Here is a 14,604-nt window from a genome sequence, read left to right as displayed (position 1 = left end):
TTGGAAACAAACCCTTGCTATCCTTTGCTGGCAATTACGCCATCCCTGTCCACCCTGCACTCTGCGGCGCAGACCAACCCCTGACCATTTCGCTGGATCGATCAAGTCTCCGGTTAGGGAAAAATCAAGGTTTCCAACTTATTCACCAAATCCGCGAAGACGGGGTTTGCCACTTTTGGGGCAGCGCTTCCCTGTCACCAGACATTACCTTTTGAGGGGTTGAGGCATGAGTGCATTCGGACGGAAAAACGGGTCGGCAGGCATGTCTGCCGGTGCGCGTCCGCAGTTTGGTGTCGCTCGTCCGATGCAGGGCGGCGGCAAATCCTCAGACGGCGACAAGGAAAAGAGCGACGGAAACGGCGGCGAGCAGTTCCCGCCCCTCCCGCAAGATGCACCTCCCGCACCTGGAGCTGGTGGATCGGACAAGAACGCCGATGCCATGCAGCGTCTTTCGGACCGCATGAATGCGACGCACCAGACCGAAGGTGAAGTCGGCGGTTTCGAAGCCAGCGTCCACAAGATCAAGGAACAGGTGCTCCCGCGCCTGCTCGAACGCGTCGACCCCGAAGCAGCCGCCACGCTGACCAAGGATGAACTGTCGGAAGAATTCCGCCCGATCATCATGGAAGTGCTGGCCGAGCTGAAGGTCACGCTCAACCGCCGCGAACAGTTCGCGCTCGAGAAGGTCCTCGTCGACGAGCTGCTCGGTTTCGGTCCGCTCGAAGAGCTGCTGAACGATCCCGACGTGTCGGACATCATGGTCAACGGCCCCGACCAGACCTACATTGAAAAGAAGGGCAAGCTCGTCATTGCCCCGATCCGTTTCCGCGACGAACAGCATCTGTTCCAGATCGCGCAGCGCATCGTGAACCAGGTCGGCCGCCGCGTCGACCAGACCACCCCGCTCGCCGACGCCCGTCTCAAGGACGGCAGCCGTGTGAACGTCATCGTGCCGCCGCTTTCGCTGCGCGGTACCGCGATCTCGATTCGTAAGTTCTCCGAGAAGCCGATCACGCTCGACATGCTCCAGGGCTTCGGCTCGATGAGCGAGAAGATGTGTACGGCGCTCAAGATTGCCGGCGCGTGCCGCATGAACATCGTCATCTCGGGCGGTACGGGTTCGGGTAAGACGACCATGCTCAACGCCCTGTCGAAGATGATCGACCCGGGCGAGCGCGTGCTCACCATCGAGGACGCCGCCGAACTTCGCCTGCAGCAGCCGCACTGGCTGCCGCTGGAAACGCGTCCGCCGAACTTGGAAGGCCAGGGCGCCATCACCATCGGCGACCTCGTGAAGAACGCCCTGCGTATGCGTCCTGACCGCATCATCCTGGGCGAAATTCGTGGCGCGGAATGTTTCGACCTTCTCGCCGCCATGAACACCGGCCACGACGGTTCGATGTGTACGCTTCACGCCAACAGCCCGCGTGAGTGCCTCGGCCGTATGGAAAACATGATCTTGATGGGCGACATCAAGATCCCGAAGGAAGCCATCAGCCGCCAGATCGCCGAATCGGTCGACCTGATCGTGCAGGTGAAGCGCCTTCGCGACGGTTCGCGCCGCACGACCGACATCACCGAGGTGATCGGCATGGAAGGCGACGTGATCGTGACGCAGAACCTGTTCAAGTTCGAGTATCTGGACGAGAGCGAGGACGGCAAGATCCTCGGCGAATTCCGCTCGAGCGGCCTGCGTCCTTACACGCTGGAAAAGGCACGCCAGTTCGGCTTCGACCAGGCCTATCTGGAAGCCTGCCTCTAAGCCATCAGCCGCGAATAATACCCGGTACGGCGACGGCCAGCAGGCCGCCGCCTATCACTGCGCATGTCAGGAACAGGCCGGTCCACGGCACCCAGCCGACACCGTCGATCCGGGCGCGCTTCATGCGCCTGCGCTCCATGAGCAGCGCAAATCCCGCCAAAAGCAGGAATGCGGCACCCCACATGCCGAGCATATCGGCATCGCTGGCGAAGGTCAGGAAATCGTGCATCGCGCGGCGATATGGGTAACCGCGCCCTTCCTGCCAAGCTGGCGTTAAGGGAACCGCGATATTATCCAGCCGTTCTATCCCGGCGAACGTCCGATTCTCGGGCTCTTCGGGAAGGAAGTACCATGATCAAGAAACTGCTTATCGCCTTCGGAATCACCACGATGAGTCTCAGCGCTGCCGCATGCAACACCGTGCAGGGCCTTGGCGAAGACATCGAATCGGTTGGTGAAGCTGGCGAAGACGCCATCGACTAAGACAAGGATTTGCCGATGAAGAAACGTTCTTCCATTCTCATGGCCGCAACCGTGCTCGCACTGGGACTTGCTGGCTGCAACACGGTCAAGGGGCTCGGCGAAGACGTGAAGTCCGTCGGCAAGGCCGGAGAGCGCGCGATCGACTGATCGCTTTCGGCAACGAACAACGAAACGCCCGCCCTCACCGGCGGGCGTTTTGCTATGTATCGAGGCGGCGAAAGACCAGCGTCAGATTGTTCGCCGGCATCGCGTATCTCGCAGTGCGCTCGAAACCGGTTTTCGCTGCCAGTTCATCCATCCGGGACAGTCGCCTGATCCCCCAGGCGGGATTGCGTGCACGCAGGCTCTCATCGAAAGCCGTGTTGGAAGGAGCGGTCTCGACCTCGTCCTCGAAATAGGGACCGTAGAGGATCAGCGGCGCACCCGGGGCGAGGATGCCGGCAGCGCCGCGAAACAACCCTTCGCTCGCCTCCCACGGGCTGATGTGGACCATGTTCACGCACAGCACGGCATCGGCTTCATCGATCGGCCACGGGCCTTGCGTCGCATCGATTTCGACCGCGGGCCGGAGATTACCCAGCCCAGACTCGCTCGCCCAGCTGTCGATCGACACGAGCGCATCGCTTTCGCGGTCGCTGGGCTGCCAATCGAGCGCCGGGAAATGGCTGGCCATGAAGACCGCGTGCTCGCCCGAACCGCTGGCTATCTCCAGCACAAGTCCGCTTGCCGGTAGTTCCTTGCCAAGGACATCGGCGAGCGGCCGGGAATTGCGCGCCGTTGCCGGTGCGTGACGCTTCAATTCACCTGTCTTTCGCGGCCCTCCCAGAAGGGAGCGCGCAGGTCCTTGCGCAGGATCTTGCCCGAGGCGTTTCGAGGCATCACGTCGATCACATCGACGCTCTTGGGGACCTTGAACCCGGCGAGACGCTCGCGCGTCCATTCGATGATCGATTTCTCGTCCACTTCTTCACCCGGTTTGGCGACGACGCAGGCCTTCACCGCCTCGCCCCAAGTGTCGTCGGGCACGCCGATGACCGCAACTTCGCTGACTGCCGGATGGCCGTAGATCGCACTTTCGACCTGCGCCGGATATACGTTCTCGCCGCCCGATATGATCATGTCCTTGATCCGGTCCTGGATGAAGACATAACCGTCCTCGTCCATGTATGCGGCATCACCCGTATGCATCCAGCCGTCCTTGAGCGAGCTTTGGGTCGCCTCCGGCAGATTCCAGTATCCTTCCATGTTCGAAGGGCTCCTGCAGATGAGTTCGCCCACTTCGCCGCGCGGCAGTTCTTCGCCATCCTCGCCGATGACCTTCAATTCCGCGCCGGGCACGGCCTTGCCGGCAGACTTCATCCGCTCGTTGCCTTCGAGCGAATGGTCCTCGGGCGGCAGGGCTGCGATCGTGCCGGTGGTCTCGGTCATGCCGTAGCATTGCATGAAGCCTGCATCGGGAATGGTTCGCACCGCCTCGCGCAGCAGGTCGAGCGGGATCGGGGCCGCGCCGTACATGACGTATTTGATCGCCGACATGTCGGTATCCTTCGCGCGCGGGTGCTGAATCACCATTTGCAGCGCGGCAGGCACGATGAAGAGCCTCGTGATGCCCTGCTCGAACCCGTCGAGCACACCGTCTGGCGTAAATTCTTCCTGCACGATGGCCCGGATGCCCGAACCCATCGCCATGATGCCGAGCCCGGTGCCGCCGATATGCGCGCATGGCATGCACACGAGGATGGCCTCGTCATCGTCGAAATGCGACCAGGGCTGGCCTTCCTCCTGGCTCGGAACGCGCAGCGAGAAGAGGTTGCGGTTGGTCAGCACCGCACCCTTGGGATTGCCGGTGGTGCCGGAGGTGTAGAGCTGGAGCACCGCATCGTCCGGTCCCGCAGCCGTGAAATCGTCCGCCGGTGCCGCTTCGATCGCGGCGAGCGCATCGGGCGTCGACATGACTTCGGGCGGCGTGTCCATCTGGCTGCACGCCTTCTGCGCCAGCTCCTCGAAACCTTCGCCGAGAAAAAGGAGCTTCGCCCCGGTATCGCCCAGGATATAGGCCACTTCGGGCGCAGCAAGGCGCCAACCGATCGGCACCATCACCGCGCCGACGCGCGCGGCGGAATAGAACAGTTCGAAGTAGTGCCGCGAGTTCTTGCCGAGCCAGGCGATCCGGTCGCCCCTGCCCACGCCGTGGGCGGCCAGCATGGCGACGATCTTGCGGCTGCGCGGTTCCAGTTCGCCGAAGCTGATCGCCTCGCCATCCTGCTCCAGCGCGATATTATCCGGTCGCTCCTGCGCCCAGTGGCGAATGAACTCGTCGAAACTGAGCTTGGGCTCTTCACTCATGCGGCTCTCCTCTCGGGAGCCATCATGCCATGCGCGGGCCGGCGCGCAAGCATCCTATTTCCAGCGGCCGCCTTCGCGCGCGCGGCGCTCGCGCACGACGAGCCAGATGAAGAGGCCCAGTGGCCCTGCCATGAAAGTCGCCAGCAGGATCGGTCCCTGCACCAGCCGCGAGAAGCCTTTCGCATCCGCATCGCGCGCGATCCAGATGCCGACGAAGAGATCGAAGGCGAGGTAATGGATCCAGCCCACCGTGACGCCCCCGTCACTCGCGAAGATCCGGCGCACGCCCTCGATCGAGCCGAAATCCATGCTGGCCGAGCCGCCGACAGGGTCGAGTAGCCCGCTGACGATCCCTATCAACCCGAGCGAATAGGCAGCGCACAGCAGCCCGACACCGAGATAGAGCGCGGCAGAGAGCAGGGCCGGCCAGCGCGGAAGGAAAATGAGCGCGACCCACATCACGAGCGCAAGGATGTTGGCGGCACTGAACGCGATCGACCACATGTCGCTTCTCCTCAATCGGCCACGAGTTGCGGCAGCGTTCGTGCTGCGCGGTGAATGGCGTCGTTATCGTGCACGAAACGGCCCCGCGCCGCACGCCTGCTGAGCGCGAGCGCCGCCTGGGCGACCGTCTCCGCCTTGATGGCCCGGTACTGGCGATAGGCGCCATGCAGGAAGAGGTTTGCCACGGGAGCTGCTGCGATACCGATCCGCTCGGCGGTCCGCCGGTCATTCTCGCGCTTGCCGACCAGCAGGCCGGGACGAAGGATATCGAGCCGGTTGAAGCGGATGCGCGTAAGGTCGCGCTCCATCTCGCCTTTCACCCTGAGGTAGAACTGCTTGGACGCAATGTTCGCGCCGACCGAGCTGACACAGACGAAACGCTCGACCCCGTGCTCCTTTGCGGCTTGCGCGGTTTCGATCACGAGGTCGTAATCCACAGCGCGGAAGGCTGCCTCGTCCTCGCCAGCCTTCTTCCAGGTGGTGCCAAGCGCGCAGATGATTGCCTTCGGGCGGAGCGCCTCGAGAACCTCGCCCCACTTCGCCGGCTCGGCCACGAAATATTCGATGCGGAGCCCGCGCGGAAAGGAGGTCTCGCGCCGGCCGATGGCCTGCAAGCGCACGTCCTCTCGGCCAATGCATTCTTCCATGACCTTGCCGCCGATTAGGCCGGTCGCGCCGATCAGGCAGAGGCGCAGCGCTTCAGACATTGGACAGTCCTTCGGGTGCCTTGCCGTAAATACGGCGACACTGGTCGATAGCGAAGCGGTCCGTCATCCCGGCGATGAAATCGGCGATGTGGCGGCTCGTATGCGGGTCGCCAGCCGGCAGTTGATCCGCCCAGCCGTTGGGCATGATCTTCGGATCGTCGCGATAGGCGGCGAAAAGCCGCGAGACGACATCGCGCGCGCGTTCCGACGTCTGGATCTGCTCTGGGTGGTAATAGAGCCGCTCGTACATGAACTTCTTCAATCGTCTTTCTTCGACCGCCATTTCCGGCGAGAATCCCGCCGTCTGCTCGCCTGCTCCCCTCGCCTCGTCGGCGCTGGCCATGCCTTTCACCCGTGCGCGCGTGTTTTCAAGCACGTCGTTGACCATCAACCCGATCTGGCTGCGCACGAGCTCGCGCAGCTGGATCTCGCGCGGCGCGCGCGGAAAGCGTCTTTCGACCCGGCGGAACTGGTCCGCGAGGAGGTCCAGCTCCATCAGGTCGTCGAGCGAGAGGAAACCTGCCCTCAGGCCATCGTCGATATCGTGGTTGTCATAGGCAATGTCGTCGGCAACCGCTGCCACCTGGGCTTCGAGCGATGGCCACTGATCCAGCTGAAGGCTGAATGCCTCGTCGATCTCGGCAAGGGCCCAGTTCGATGTCTCCACTGGGCCATTGTGCTTCGCCATCCCCTCGAGCATCTCCCAGGTGAGGTTAAGGCCCGGGTGGTCGGGATAAGGGCTTTCGAGCCGTGCCAGCACGCGGATGCCATGCGCATTGTGATCGTAGCCCCCGGCATGCGTCATTGCATCCTCGAGCGCTTCCTCGCCCGCGTGGCCGAAGGGCGGATGGCCGATGTCGTGGGCAAGGCACAGGGCCTCTGTCAGATCCTCGTCCAAGCCCAGCTCGCGCGCGATGACCCGTCCGATCTGCGCGACTTCGAGGCTGTGGGTGAGCCGCGTGCGGTAGTGATCGCCGTCGGGCGCCACGAAGACCTGCGTCTTGGAGCGCAGGCGGCGAAAGGCGATCGAATGGATGATCCTGTCGCGATCGCGCTGGAATTCGCTGCGCGGACCGCGTGCACCGTCGCGGTCCTCGGCAAACTCGCGTCCGCGCGAAGCGGCGGGATCGGCGGCGTAGGGGGCTCTTTGCATGCGGGAGTGAGGCTTAGGTCAGCCGATTCACCGCGACAACGTGAACGAAAAGCGAACCTGTAGGCTTTTCGTCAGAACGCGCTTTGCAAGCGGGCAAAGAAAAGGGCCGCGCGTCCTGAAACGCGCGGCCCGACCGGATTGTTGCGACCCTCGGCTATCAGTTGACGCCGATCGTATCCGGGTTTCCGTCAGGGTCTCCGTTCACAGAACCGCCGCTGCGGATCGAACCGAGCAGCAGCAGGCCTGCGGCGTGCGGGCTGGCCATCGAGGTGCCCGAAAGCGTCGCGTAGCCGCCACCCTTGTAGGTCGAGAGGATACCCGAGCCGGGCTCTGCATAGTCGACCGGCGGGTTGCCGTAGTTGGAGAAGCTCGACCAGTTGTCGCCCTGTGCGAACGAGCTGATCGTGTAGATGTTCGGGTGGTTGGCCGACGCAGGCGACTTGGTGGTCGCGCTGGTGCTTTCGTTACCGGCGGCAAGCGCGAAGCGCAGGCCGGTCTGGGCAGCAGCGATCACAGCGTCGTTCAGCGCCTGGCTGAAACCGCCACCGAGCGACATGTTCGCAACGTCGTTCGAGTTGGCAATCTGTGCGGCATACTCGATGCCCGCGATCACGCCGCTGGTCGAACCCGAACCGCGACGGTCGAGCACCTTGATACCGATGACTTCGACGCCCGGTGCAACACCGATCACACCGATGTTGTTGTCAATGGCAGCGATGGTGCCGGCAACGTGAGTGCCGTGGCCATTGCCGTCGTCAGCGTTTTTGTCGCGGGTGAAGTTGACCGAGAGGCCGACGTTCACATTGAGATCGGGGTGGTCGAGATCGACGCCGCTGTCGAGGACGAGCGCACGACCGGTCGCACCGGTCTGTCCGCCGCCGACGCGCGTAATGCCCCAAGGCGTGGTCTGCGAAGGCTGGCTGCCGCCATCATCGCCGCCACCGCCAGGGCCCTTGCCCGGAGGCGGAGCCGAGGTGGTGTAGACCTGGTCCTGTTCGCAATAGGCGATGCGCGGGTTCTTCGCCTGCATGTTGGCGACACCCTGCGCCGAAGCGTTGACCGCGAAACCGCGGATGGTGCGTTCGTAGGTGAACTTGACGTTGCCGCCGGCAGCGCTTGCCGAACGGTTGGCTTCCGCCTTGACCGAACCCTGGCTCACGAGGCCGGGGTTGAACACGCAGACGTACTGGTTTTCGATCTTCTGTGCGGCGGCAGGCGTAGCGGCAGCAGCTCCCGCAAGCGCAACGAGGCTTACGGTCGCGAGGCGACCCATGGTAATTTTCATATTTGCAGTCCCTTCCCAGAGAATTGAGAAGGCCAGAGTGCCGCCCTGTCGCGTTGTTACAACCCCGCGAGAGTTAATTTCCCTTGAAAAATTTCCACTGTCGCCAAAATGTCGCAATTATACAAATTGGGTTGCAGTTCGAAATCAAATTATGTTGCGTCGAGCATCCAGTCGACGGCAGCTTTGCAATGGATATCGGTAGAATCGAACACGGGCAGGACATTTGCGTCCGTGTCGACCACGAGCTCCAATTCCGTGCAGGCCAGGACGATGGCTTTCGCCCCCTCCTTTTCCTTCATCGTGATGATCGACTTGAGGGCGCGCTCGGCATCGCGGGTGACCCGGCCGAGCATCAATTCCTTGTAGATGATGCCGTCGACCAGTTCGACATCGCTGGGATCGGGGGGAAGCAGGTCGACGCCGTATGACACGAGCCGCTGACGATAGAAGCTCTCCGTCATGATGAATCGCGTGCCCAGCAGCGCGGCATTGGTGCACTTGGCTTCCTGCATCGCCTTGCCGACGCTGTCGGCGATGTGGAGGACAGGGATCGAAACCGCTTCCGCCAACCGGTCGTAGCATTTGTGCATGGTGTTCGCCGCGACGACGAGACCTTCGGCGCCCGCGTCTTCCAGCCTGCGCGCACTGTCGACGAGGATGCTGGCGATGCCATCCCAATCGTCCGACTGCTTCGCCTGGTAGATGCGCGAATAATCGAGGCTTTCGATCAGCATCGGCGCGCTCGCCATGGGCTGCGCGCGTTTTTGCACATTGCGATTGATACGTTCGTAGAAAGCGCGGGTCGAAATCCAGCTCATCCCGCCGATGAGGCCCAGTGTACGCAAAAACGACGCTCCTTCAGGAAGATGTCACGCCGCCAAGCCGCGGCCCCCGTGTTCAAGGGGTTAGAACGGCCTCGCCCGCCTGCGGTTCCATTGCCCCGGAAGGACCGAGCCGCATCTCCGAAAGCCAGACCATGAGATCGGTCGCGCTGCGCTCGGGTGCTTCTTCCATCGGGATATGACCGATGCCGTCATAGGCAACCAGCGTGGCGTCCGGCAGGTGCTCGGCATACCACTCGCCCGCGGCGAATGGGATCAACGCGTCCTCCTTGCCCCACATGACGAGCGTAGGCACACGGATGCCCGAGACCGTTTCCTCATCGAAGGCAGTCCGCTCCTGCGAGAAGCGCTTGCGCGTCGCGCTGCGGTTGCCCGGATAGCGCGCCAGCTCCCAATAGCGGTCGATCGCCGCTTCGGTGACGACATCCTGGTTCGAGACGCTCTGCGACAGGCTCCGCGCGACCAGCGAACGCGGGAGGAGCTGGCTCATCACGTCGCCTACCACCGGCATCCCTGCGAGAGTGAACGCGATGTTTCCGCCGCCCTCGCGCCGGACCGGCGCGCCGCCCGCATCGACGAGCACGAGCGCTTCGAGCCGTCCGGGGTTCTCAATCGCGTATCCGGCCGCGATCCAGCCGCCCATCGAATTTCCGGCAAGTGTGAACGTGGTGAGGTCGAGCGCGTCTGCCACTGCAGTCACGTCGGCGACGAAGCCGCCGAGCGTGTAATCGTCGTCCGCTGCCGGGCCGGTCAGCCCGTGACCGCGCTGGTCGTAGCGGATGACGCGGTAGTCTTCGGAGAGCATGTCCGCCCAGGCCTGCCAGGTATGGAGGTCGGCATTCGAACCGTGCAGGAGGATGATCGCGGGCGCATCGCGCGGTCCCTCGTCTCGCAAGTGGATCTCGCGTCCGTCCTTGAGCGCGAGGAACTGCGAAGGCTCGCCAGCATATTTCGCGCGCATCTCATCGGGATCGGTATCGGGCACGCGGAACGCGAGGAATGCGATCACGAGCAAGGCGGCGAGTATTCCCAGGCCGCGCAACAGCCACTTCTTCACTTGTTCATTCCCCCTTTTCCATCCCTGCGATCCACCGGCGCACTGCCTCGGTACCTTCTACGTCGACGCTGGCCTTGCCCAGTTCGGGCATGGCGACGCCGGGATCGTTGCTCAGCATGCGGTGCAGCAGGATCGACCCTTCCGGATCACCCGGCACTATGTCGAACAGGAGTTCTCCCGCGCCTCGCCCGGCTGCAACGGGTCGTTTCATGATGCCCAGCGCCTTGGGATCGTCCTGCTCCCAGCGAAGGTCCAGCCCGCTGTTCGACGCCATCGCGCCCGGCCGGTGGCAGTGTGCGCAGTTGACGTCGAGATAGGCACGCGCGGCATCTGCGGCACTTGCCTGTTCGCGATGAGCCCAGACGGGCAATTGGTCAGCGCCTTCGGGCACTTCCCCGAAATGCTCCGCAAACCAGTCAGCCGAGAGATTGCGGACCTTGGGCCCGATCGGCACGACTTCACCATCGAGCCCGTGACATTCCTTGCACTGGTTCTTGTTCGGGACACGGTAGCTGATCGCCTCGCCCCTCGGCGTGGTCAGGTCGATCCGCGCACCGGCAATCGCGAGCCGCGCATCGGTCTGCTCCTCGTTCCAGAGGTAGGGCAATGCTAGCCAGCCGTCGGCCCGGTGGAGCAGGACTCGTGTCTCGATAAGCCGGCGCTCATCGCCTTCGCCGAATGCGAAAGTCTTGATCAGCGCGCTGCCGACCGGGAATTCGAGCAAGCCCTCTCCATCAGCCACCGGCTCGGTACCGAACGGGGTGTAGATGTAGCGAAGCTTCTCGGCCCCGTCCGAATAGAGCGGTGTATTGAGCTCGTACTTGTAGACGCCCGGGCCGACGTCATGCGCCTGAAGGTTGTTGAAGAAGCCATAGTCGGACAGCAGGCGCGGAAAGCCCGGGCCGCTGACCGCCTCGTCATTGACCGGCTCTGGCATGGCAGGCGGCATGGCCATGGCTGCCGCCGCGCAGCATGCCGATAGTCCGAGAAGCAGCCTGCCGATCATCTTGCGAGCCGCGCCTCCAGCTCGGCCGGCGCACCGATGCCGCTGCTATCGAATTCGCTCTCGGGTGCGGGCGCGGAAAGCGGCGCAGGCTGTGCATCGCCCAGCCCCTTACCCTGTTCGGTGAGGTTGAGCGTCCAGCCGGGCGTATCGCCGGTGACATAGAGGCTGCCGAGACCGTCCCACATGACCGGGGGAAGCGCGCCGCCGAAAGCAGCCTTGAGCATTTCGCCGCCCTCGAGCTGAGGATCGTACCCGCCGCCGTCGAACTGGTTCTCACCCACAACTACGCCGCGCGGAAGCGGGTTGTAGCGCTCGTCCTCGAAAGGCTGGACATAGGCGATCACCATGACCGGCGCCGTCGGATTGCCCGAGAGGATATTGTCCTCGATCAGCACGTCCTCGTTCGCCATCACCATGATGCCCGTGCCGCGGCGCACACCGGCGACAATATTGCCCGGAGGCGCGAAGTTGGGCGTGTCGTTCGCCACGACGAGATTGTTGCGCACGATCACGTTGCCGCCGCCCATGACAGGCAGGTCGGGAAGGTCGAAAACGAGGATGCCGCCCGTATTGCGCGTGGCGACATTGTGCTCGACCAGCGCGTTGCGGCTGTTCTCGATCTCGATGCCAGCGACGTTGGCCTCGGCAATCGAGTTGCGCACCGTGATCTGGTCCGACTGGCCGACATAGATACCGGCATCGCTCGCACCGGTCACCTTCACCCCGTCGACCAACACGCCGGTGCTTTCCACCGGATAGATCGCGTAGGCGCCGTTCTCGGGATGGGGGCCGCGCGTCCAGGTGACGCGGATGCGGTGGTAGACGATGTGATCGGCGCCCTTCGACTTGATGCCGTCGCCCTTGGGGTTCTCCATCGCGAAGTCGCGCAGGGTGACATTATCGCTGGTGACGAGCAGCCCCTCGCCCGCGCCTGCCTGCGTTGTGAAATCGAGGACGGTGCCGTCCATTCCGGCACCGCGCACCGTGACGCCGTCGACATCGAGGCTCAGCCCGTCGGTGAGCTCATAGCGTCCGGCAGCGAGGACGATCTCGTCGCCCGGCTGTGCCAGGATCAGCGCTTCCTGCAGGCGCTCCTGCGCGCCTTCGCCCGGTTCGATGGAATGCGTCTCGGCCAGCACGGGTGCGGCGCTGGCGAGCAGGATGGCTGAAAAAGCAGTGCGGATCATGAGTCTCTCCCTCTTGGGGGCCATGATGCCGCAGTGCGGACCGAATGCAAGTGGCGCTATCCGCGCGAGAACGCGCAAATCGCAGCAGAAGAGCCGACGACCTCGATCACCTCTGCATCCTCGACGGTGCGAAGCCGCTCGAGGAACTCGATCGTGCTTGTAGGCAGACCGGCTTCCTTTTCGCGCACGCGGAGGCGCTCCAGCTCGCGGAGCTGCCCGATCGTGAGACGTTCGGAGAGCCGCGTCCCCATGCATGCTGCGACCGGTTGCGGCACGCCGCGTTCGACCAGCGCGGTTTCTATACGTCCGGCGGTGACCCGCTCGAGACCACCAAGCCACCACCAAGAGCCAATCGCTACTATCGAAAAGATCGAAACAAAAATGAGTACCTTACGCATTGGGCTAGTCGAGCGCCTTCACGATTTCCTCGACCATCTTCTTCGCATCGGACAGCAGCATCATGGTCTGGTCCATGTAGAAGACGTCGTTGTCGACACCGGCATAGCCGACACCGCCCATCGAGCGCTTGATGAAGAAGACCTGTTTGGCCTTGTCGACGTCGAACACGGGCATGCCGTAGATGGGCGACGACTTGTCGGTCTTGGCCGCCGGGTTCACCACGTCGTTCGCACCGATGATGAAGGCGACATCGGCCTGCGCGAATTCGGAGTTGATGTCTTCCAGCTCGAACACGTTCTCGTAAGGCACGCTGGCCTCGGCAAGCAGCACGTTCATGTGGCCAGGCATACGTCCGGCGACGGGGTGGATGGCGTATTTCACCTCGACGCCCTTTTCCTCGAGCAGATCGGCCATTTCGCGAAGCGCGTGCTGCGCCTGCGCCACCGCCATGCCATAGCCCGGGATGATGATGACCTTTTCCGCCTGTTCGAGCATGAACGCCGCATCAGCCGCGCTGCCCTGCTTGTAGGGGCGCTGTTCCTTCGCCTCGCCGCCGCCCGCGCTCGCGTCGGCACCGAAGCCGCCCGCGATCACGGAAATGAAGCTGCGGTTCATCGCGCGGCACATGATGTAGCTAAGGATCGCACCCGAAGAGCCGACCAGCGCGCCGGTGATGATCATCGCCGTATTGCCGAGCGTGAAGCCCATCGCCGCGGCAGCCCAGCCCGAATAGCTGTTCAGCATCGAGACCACGACCGGCATGTCCGCCCCGCCGATGGGGATGATCAGCAGGAAGCCGATGAGGAAGGCCAATACGGTGAGCGCCACGATCAGCGGCATGGTCTCGCTCGGCCCCGCCATCGCAAAGAGTGCGGTGAGGACCAAGATCGCCGCAAGCGTGCCGAGATTGATCACATGGCGCGCGGGCAAAAGGATCGGCGACCCGCTCATCCGGCCCGAAAGCTTGGCAAAGGCGATGACCGAACCCGAGAAGGTAATCGCACCGATGGCGATACCGAGGCCCATCTCGACCTTGCTGACCGGCGAAATCCCGCCATCCACCAGCAGGCCGAATGCGCCCGGATTGAGATAGGCCGCCCAACCCACAAGCACTGCCGCAAGTCCGACCAGCGAGTGGAAGCCTGCGACCAGTTCGGGCATCGCGGTCATCGCGATCCTGCGCGCGATGGTGAAGCCGATGATCCCGCCAAGGAAGATGGCGATCCCGATCTCGGCGATATTGGCGATGTCGTGCGTCACCAGCGTCGTGACCACGGCGATCAGCATGCCGATGATTCCAAAGCGGTTGCCGGTCCGGCTCGTCGAAGGCGATGAGAGCCCGCGCAGCGCAAGGATGAAGAAAACGCCTGCCACAAGATAGGCGAGCGCGACCCACGGGTTCACTGCTTCACCGGTAGCGGCATGGGCAGGAGCAGCCAGCGCCAGGAAGGGCGCGGCGAGGAGAAGGCGATACATCACTTCTTCTCCTTCTTCTTGTACATGGCGAGCATACGTTCGGTAACGGCGAAGCCCCCGAAGATATTGATGCTGGCGAGGACGACACCGGCAAGCCCCAGCCACTTGGCAATCGGGCTACCCGCCTCCGCCGCCGCAATCAGCGCGCCCACGATGATCACCGAGGAAATCGCATTGGTCACTGCCATCAACGGCGTGTGCAGCGCGGGCGTAACCGACCAGACCACGTAATAGCCGACGAAACACGCCAGCACGAAGATCGACAGGATCGAAATGAAGTCCATTAGGTCCGCCTCATGGGTTAGGGCAACTCCGAGAAATCGGGCTCGTGTAGGAAGCGCCTCCGCAGCTCGTGCCTGCGGTTTCGTGTCGGATCGCGATAACTGTTATCAGGGCA

The 14,604-nt window shown here is 63.3% G+C and carries 17 protein-coding genes; 3 read left to right on the top strand and 14 right to left on the bottom strand.

The annotated features are described in order from the left end of the window. Positions 1-226: 226 nt before the first annotated feature. On the top strand, positions 227-1,762 hold the full coding sequence (locus K3163_RS04645; RefSeq protein WP_221552960.1) for a TadA family conjugal transfer-associated ATPase: 1,536 nt from the start codon (positions 227-229) through the stop codon (positions 1,760-1,762). Between the two features lie 4 nt (positions 1,763-1,766). Here K3163_RS04645 and K3163_RS04640 read toward each other — a convergent pair whose 3' ends face one another. Further along, positions 1,767-1,991 (bottom strand): hypothetical protein, encoded by a 225-nt coding sequence (locus K3163_RS04640; RefSeq protein ID WP_221552958.1) that lies wholly within the window; start codon positions 1,989-1,991, stop codon positions 1,767-1,769. A gap of 122 nt (positions 1,992-2,113) precedes the next feature. Here K3163_RS04640 and K3163_RS04635 point away from each other — a divergent pair, with 122 nt between their 5' ends. Then, a complete protein-coding gene (locus K3163_RS04635; RefSeq protein ID WP_221428987.1) occupies positions 2,114-2,245 on the top strand; it encodes an entericidin A/B family lipoprotein in 132 nt (43 codons plus the stop codon). Between the two features lie 15 nt (positions 2,246-2,260). Beyond that, positions 2,261-2,392, top strand: a complete 132-nt coding sequence (locus K3163_RS04630; protein WP_221428988.1) for an entericidin A/B family lipoprotein — start codon at positions 2,261-2,263, stop codon at positions 2,390-2,392. A gap of 52 nt (positions 2,393-2,444) precedes the next feature. On the opposite strand, the gene K3163_RS04625 is transcribed toward K3163_RS04630, so the two are convergent. From K3163_RS04625 to K3163_RS04570, 13 genes are all read right to left on the bottom strand, one after another. Continuing rightward, entirely contained in the window at positions 2,445-3,044 is a 600-nt protein-coding gene (locus K3163_RS04625; protein WP_247712458.1) for a DUF938 domain-containing protein, read from the bottom strand. Further along, positions 3,041-4,591, bottom strand: a complete 1,551-nt coding sequence (locus tag K3163_RS13555) for a fatty acid--CoA ligase (protein WP_221428990.1) — start codon at positions 4,589-4,591, stop codon at positions 3,041-3,043. The genes K3163_RS04625 and K3163_RS13555 overlap by 4 nt, the downstream gene beginning before the upstream one ends. A 54-nt stretch (positions 4,592-4,645) precedes the next feature. Further along, complete coding sequence (locus tag K3163_RS04620) at positions 4,646-5,095, bottom strand: ABA4-like family protein (RefSeq protein WP_221428991.1); 450 nt, start codon at positions 5,093-5,095, stop codon at positions 4,646-4,648. A gap of 11 nt (positions 5,096-5,106) precedes the next feature. Then, positions 5,107-5,802, bottom strand: a complete 696-nt coding sequence (locus K3163_RS04615) for an NAD(P)H-binding protein (protein ID WP_221552938.1) — start codon at positions 5,800-5,802, stop codon at positions 5,107-5,109. Continuing rightward, positions 5,795-6,955 (bottom strand): deoxyguanosinetriphosphate triphosphohydrolase, encoded by a 1,161-nt coding sequence (locus K3163_RS04610; protein WP_221552936.1) that lies wholly within the window; start codon positions 6,953-6,955, stop codon positions 5,795-5,797. Before K3163_RS04610 ends, K3163_RS04615 begins: the two co-directional genes overlap by 8 nt. A gap of 157 nt (positions 6,956-7,112) precedes the next feature. Next, entirely contained in the window at positions 7,113-8,240 is a 1,128-nt protein-coding gene (locus K3163_RS04605; protein ID WP_247712457.1) for a S8 family serine peptidase, read from the bottom strand. 149 nt (positions 8,241-8,389) lie between these two features. After that, on the bottom strand, positions 8,390-9,085 hold the full coding sequence (locus tag K3163_RS04600) for an aspartate/glutamate racemase family protein (RefSeq protein ID WP_221552934.1): 696 nt from the start codon (positions 9,083-9,085) through the stop codon (positions 8,390-8,392). A 52-nt stretch (positions 9,086-9,137) separates the two neighbouring features. Further along, positions 9,138-10,139 (bottom strand): alpha/beta fold hydrolase, encoded by a 1,002-nt coding sequence (locus K3163_RS04595; protein WP_345719699.1) that lies wholly within the window; start codon positions 10,137-10,139, stop codon positions 9,138-9,140. A 4-nt stretch (positions 10,140-10,143) separates the two neighbouring features. After that, entirely contained in the window at positions 10,144-11,145 is a 1,002-nt protein-coding gene (locus K3163_RS04590; protein WP_221552918.1) for an SO2930 family diheme c-type cytochrome, read from the bottom strand. Then, positions 11,142-12,332, bottom strand: coding sequence for a parallel beta-helix domain-containing protein (locus tag K3163_RS04585; RefSeq protein ID WP_221552916.1), 1,191 nt, complete (start codon positions 12,330-12,332; stop codon positions 11,142-11,144). The genes K3163_RS04590 and K3163_RS04585 overlap by 4 nt, the downstream gene beginning before the upstream one ends. 56 nt (positions 12,333-12,388) lie before the next feature. Continuing rightward, a complete protein-coding gene (locus K3163_RS04580) occupies positions 12,389-12,730 on the bottom strand; it encodes a hypothetical protein (protein WP_221552914.1) in 342 nt (113 codons plus the stop codon). Between the two features lie 4 nt (positions 12,731-12,734). After that, positions 12,735-14,207, bottom strand: coding sequence for an NAD(P)(+) transhydrogenase (Re/Si-specific) subunit beta (locus K3163_RS04575; RefSeq protein ID WP_247712456.1), 1,473 nt, complete (start codon positions 14,205-14,207; stop codon positions 12,735-12,737). Next, positions 14,207-14,491: an NAD(P) transhydrogenase subunit alpha part 2 gene (locus K3163_RS04570; protein ID WP_221428998.1), complete on the bottom strand. Its 285-nt coding sequence runs from the start codon at positions 14,489-14,491 to the stop codon at positions 14,207-14,209. Before K3163_RS04570 ends, K3163_RS04575 begins: the two co-directional genes overlap by 1 nt. Positions 14,492-14,604 lie beyond the last annotated feature (113 nt).

It is taken from the genome of Qipengyuania xiapuensis (genome assembly GCF_019711395.1).
In the GTDB taxonomy this organism is placed as follows: domain Bacteria; phylum Pseudomonadota; class Alphaproteobacteria; order Sphingomonadales; family Sphingomonadaceae; genus Qipengyuania; species Qipengyuania xiapuensis.
This window is presented reverse-complemented; position numbering and strand designations above follow the sequence as displayed.

Bases quoted from the DNA above. Each gene is read 5' to 3' on its own strand.
- K3163_RS04645 (WP_221552960.1), top strand. From the start codon at position 227: ATGAGTGCATTCGGACGGAAAAACGGGTCGGCAGGCATGTCTGCCGGT.
- K3163_RS04640 (WP_221552958.1), bottom strand. From the start codon at position 1,991: ATGCACGATTTCCTGACCTTCGCCAGCGATGCCGATATGCTCGGCATG.
- K3163_RS04635 (WP_221428987.1), top strand. From the start codon at position 2,114: ATGATCAAGAAACTGCTTATCGCCTTCGGAATCACCACGATGAGTCTC.
- K3163_RS04630 (WP_221428988.1), top strand. From the start codon at position 2,261: ATGAAGAAACGTTCTTCCATTCTCATGGCCGCAACCGTGCTCGCACTG.
- K3163_RS13555 (WP_221428990.1), bottom strand. From the start codon at position 4,591: ATGAGTGAAGAGCCCAAGCTCAGTTTCGACGAGTTCATTCGCCACTGG.
- K3163_RS04620 (WP_221428991.1), bottom strand. From the start codon at position 5,095: ATGTGGTCGATCGCGTTCAGTGCCGCCAACATCCTTGCGCTCGTGATG.
- K3163_RS04615 (WP_221552938.1), bottom strand. From the start codon at position 5,802: ATGTCTGAAGCGCTGCGCCTCTGCCTGATCGGCGCGACCGGCCTAATC.
- K3163_RS04610 (WP_221552936.1), bottom strand. From the start codon at position 6,955: ATGCAAAGAGCCCCCTACGCCGCCGATCCCGCCGCTTCGCGCGGACGC.
- K3163_RS04605 (WP_247712457.1), bottom strand. From the start codon at position 8,240: ATGAAAATTACCATGGGTCGCCTCGCGACCGTAAGCCTCGTTGCGCTT.
- K3163_RS04590 (WP_221552918.1), bottom strand. From the start codon at position 11,145: ATGATCGGCAGGCTGCTTCTCGGACTATCGGCATGCTGCGCGGCGGCA.
- K3163_RS04585 (WP_221552916.1), bottom strand. From the start codon at position 12,332: ATGATCCGCACTGCTTTTTCAGCCATCCTGCTCGCCAGCGCCGCACCC.
- K3163_RS04580 (WP_221552914.1), bottom strand. From the start codon at position 12,730: ATGCGTAAGGTACTCATTTTTGTTTCGATCTTTTCGATAGTAGCGATT.
- K3163_RS04575 (WP_247712456.1), bottom strand. From the start codon at position 14,207: ATGTATCGCCTTCTCCTCGCCGCGCCCTTCCTGGCGCTGGCTGCTCCT.
- K3163_RS04570 (WP_221428998.1), bottom strand. From the start codon at position 14,491: ATGGACTTCATTTCGATCCTGTCGATCTTCGTGCTGGCGTGTTTCGTC.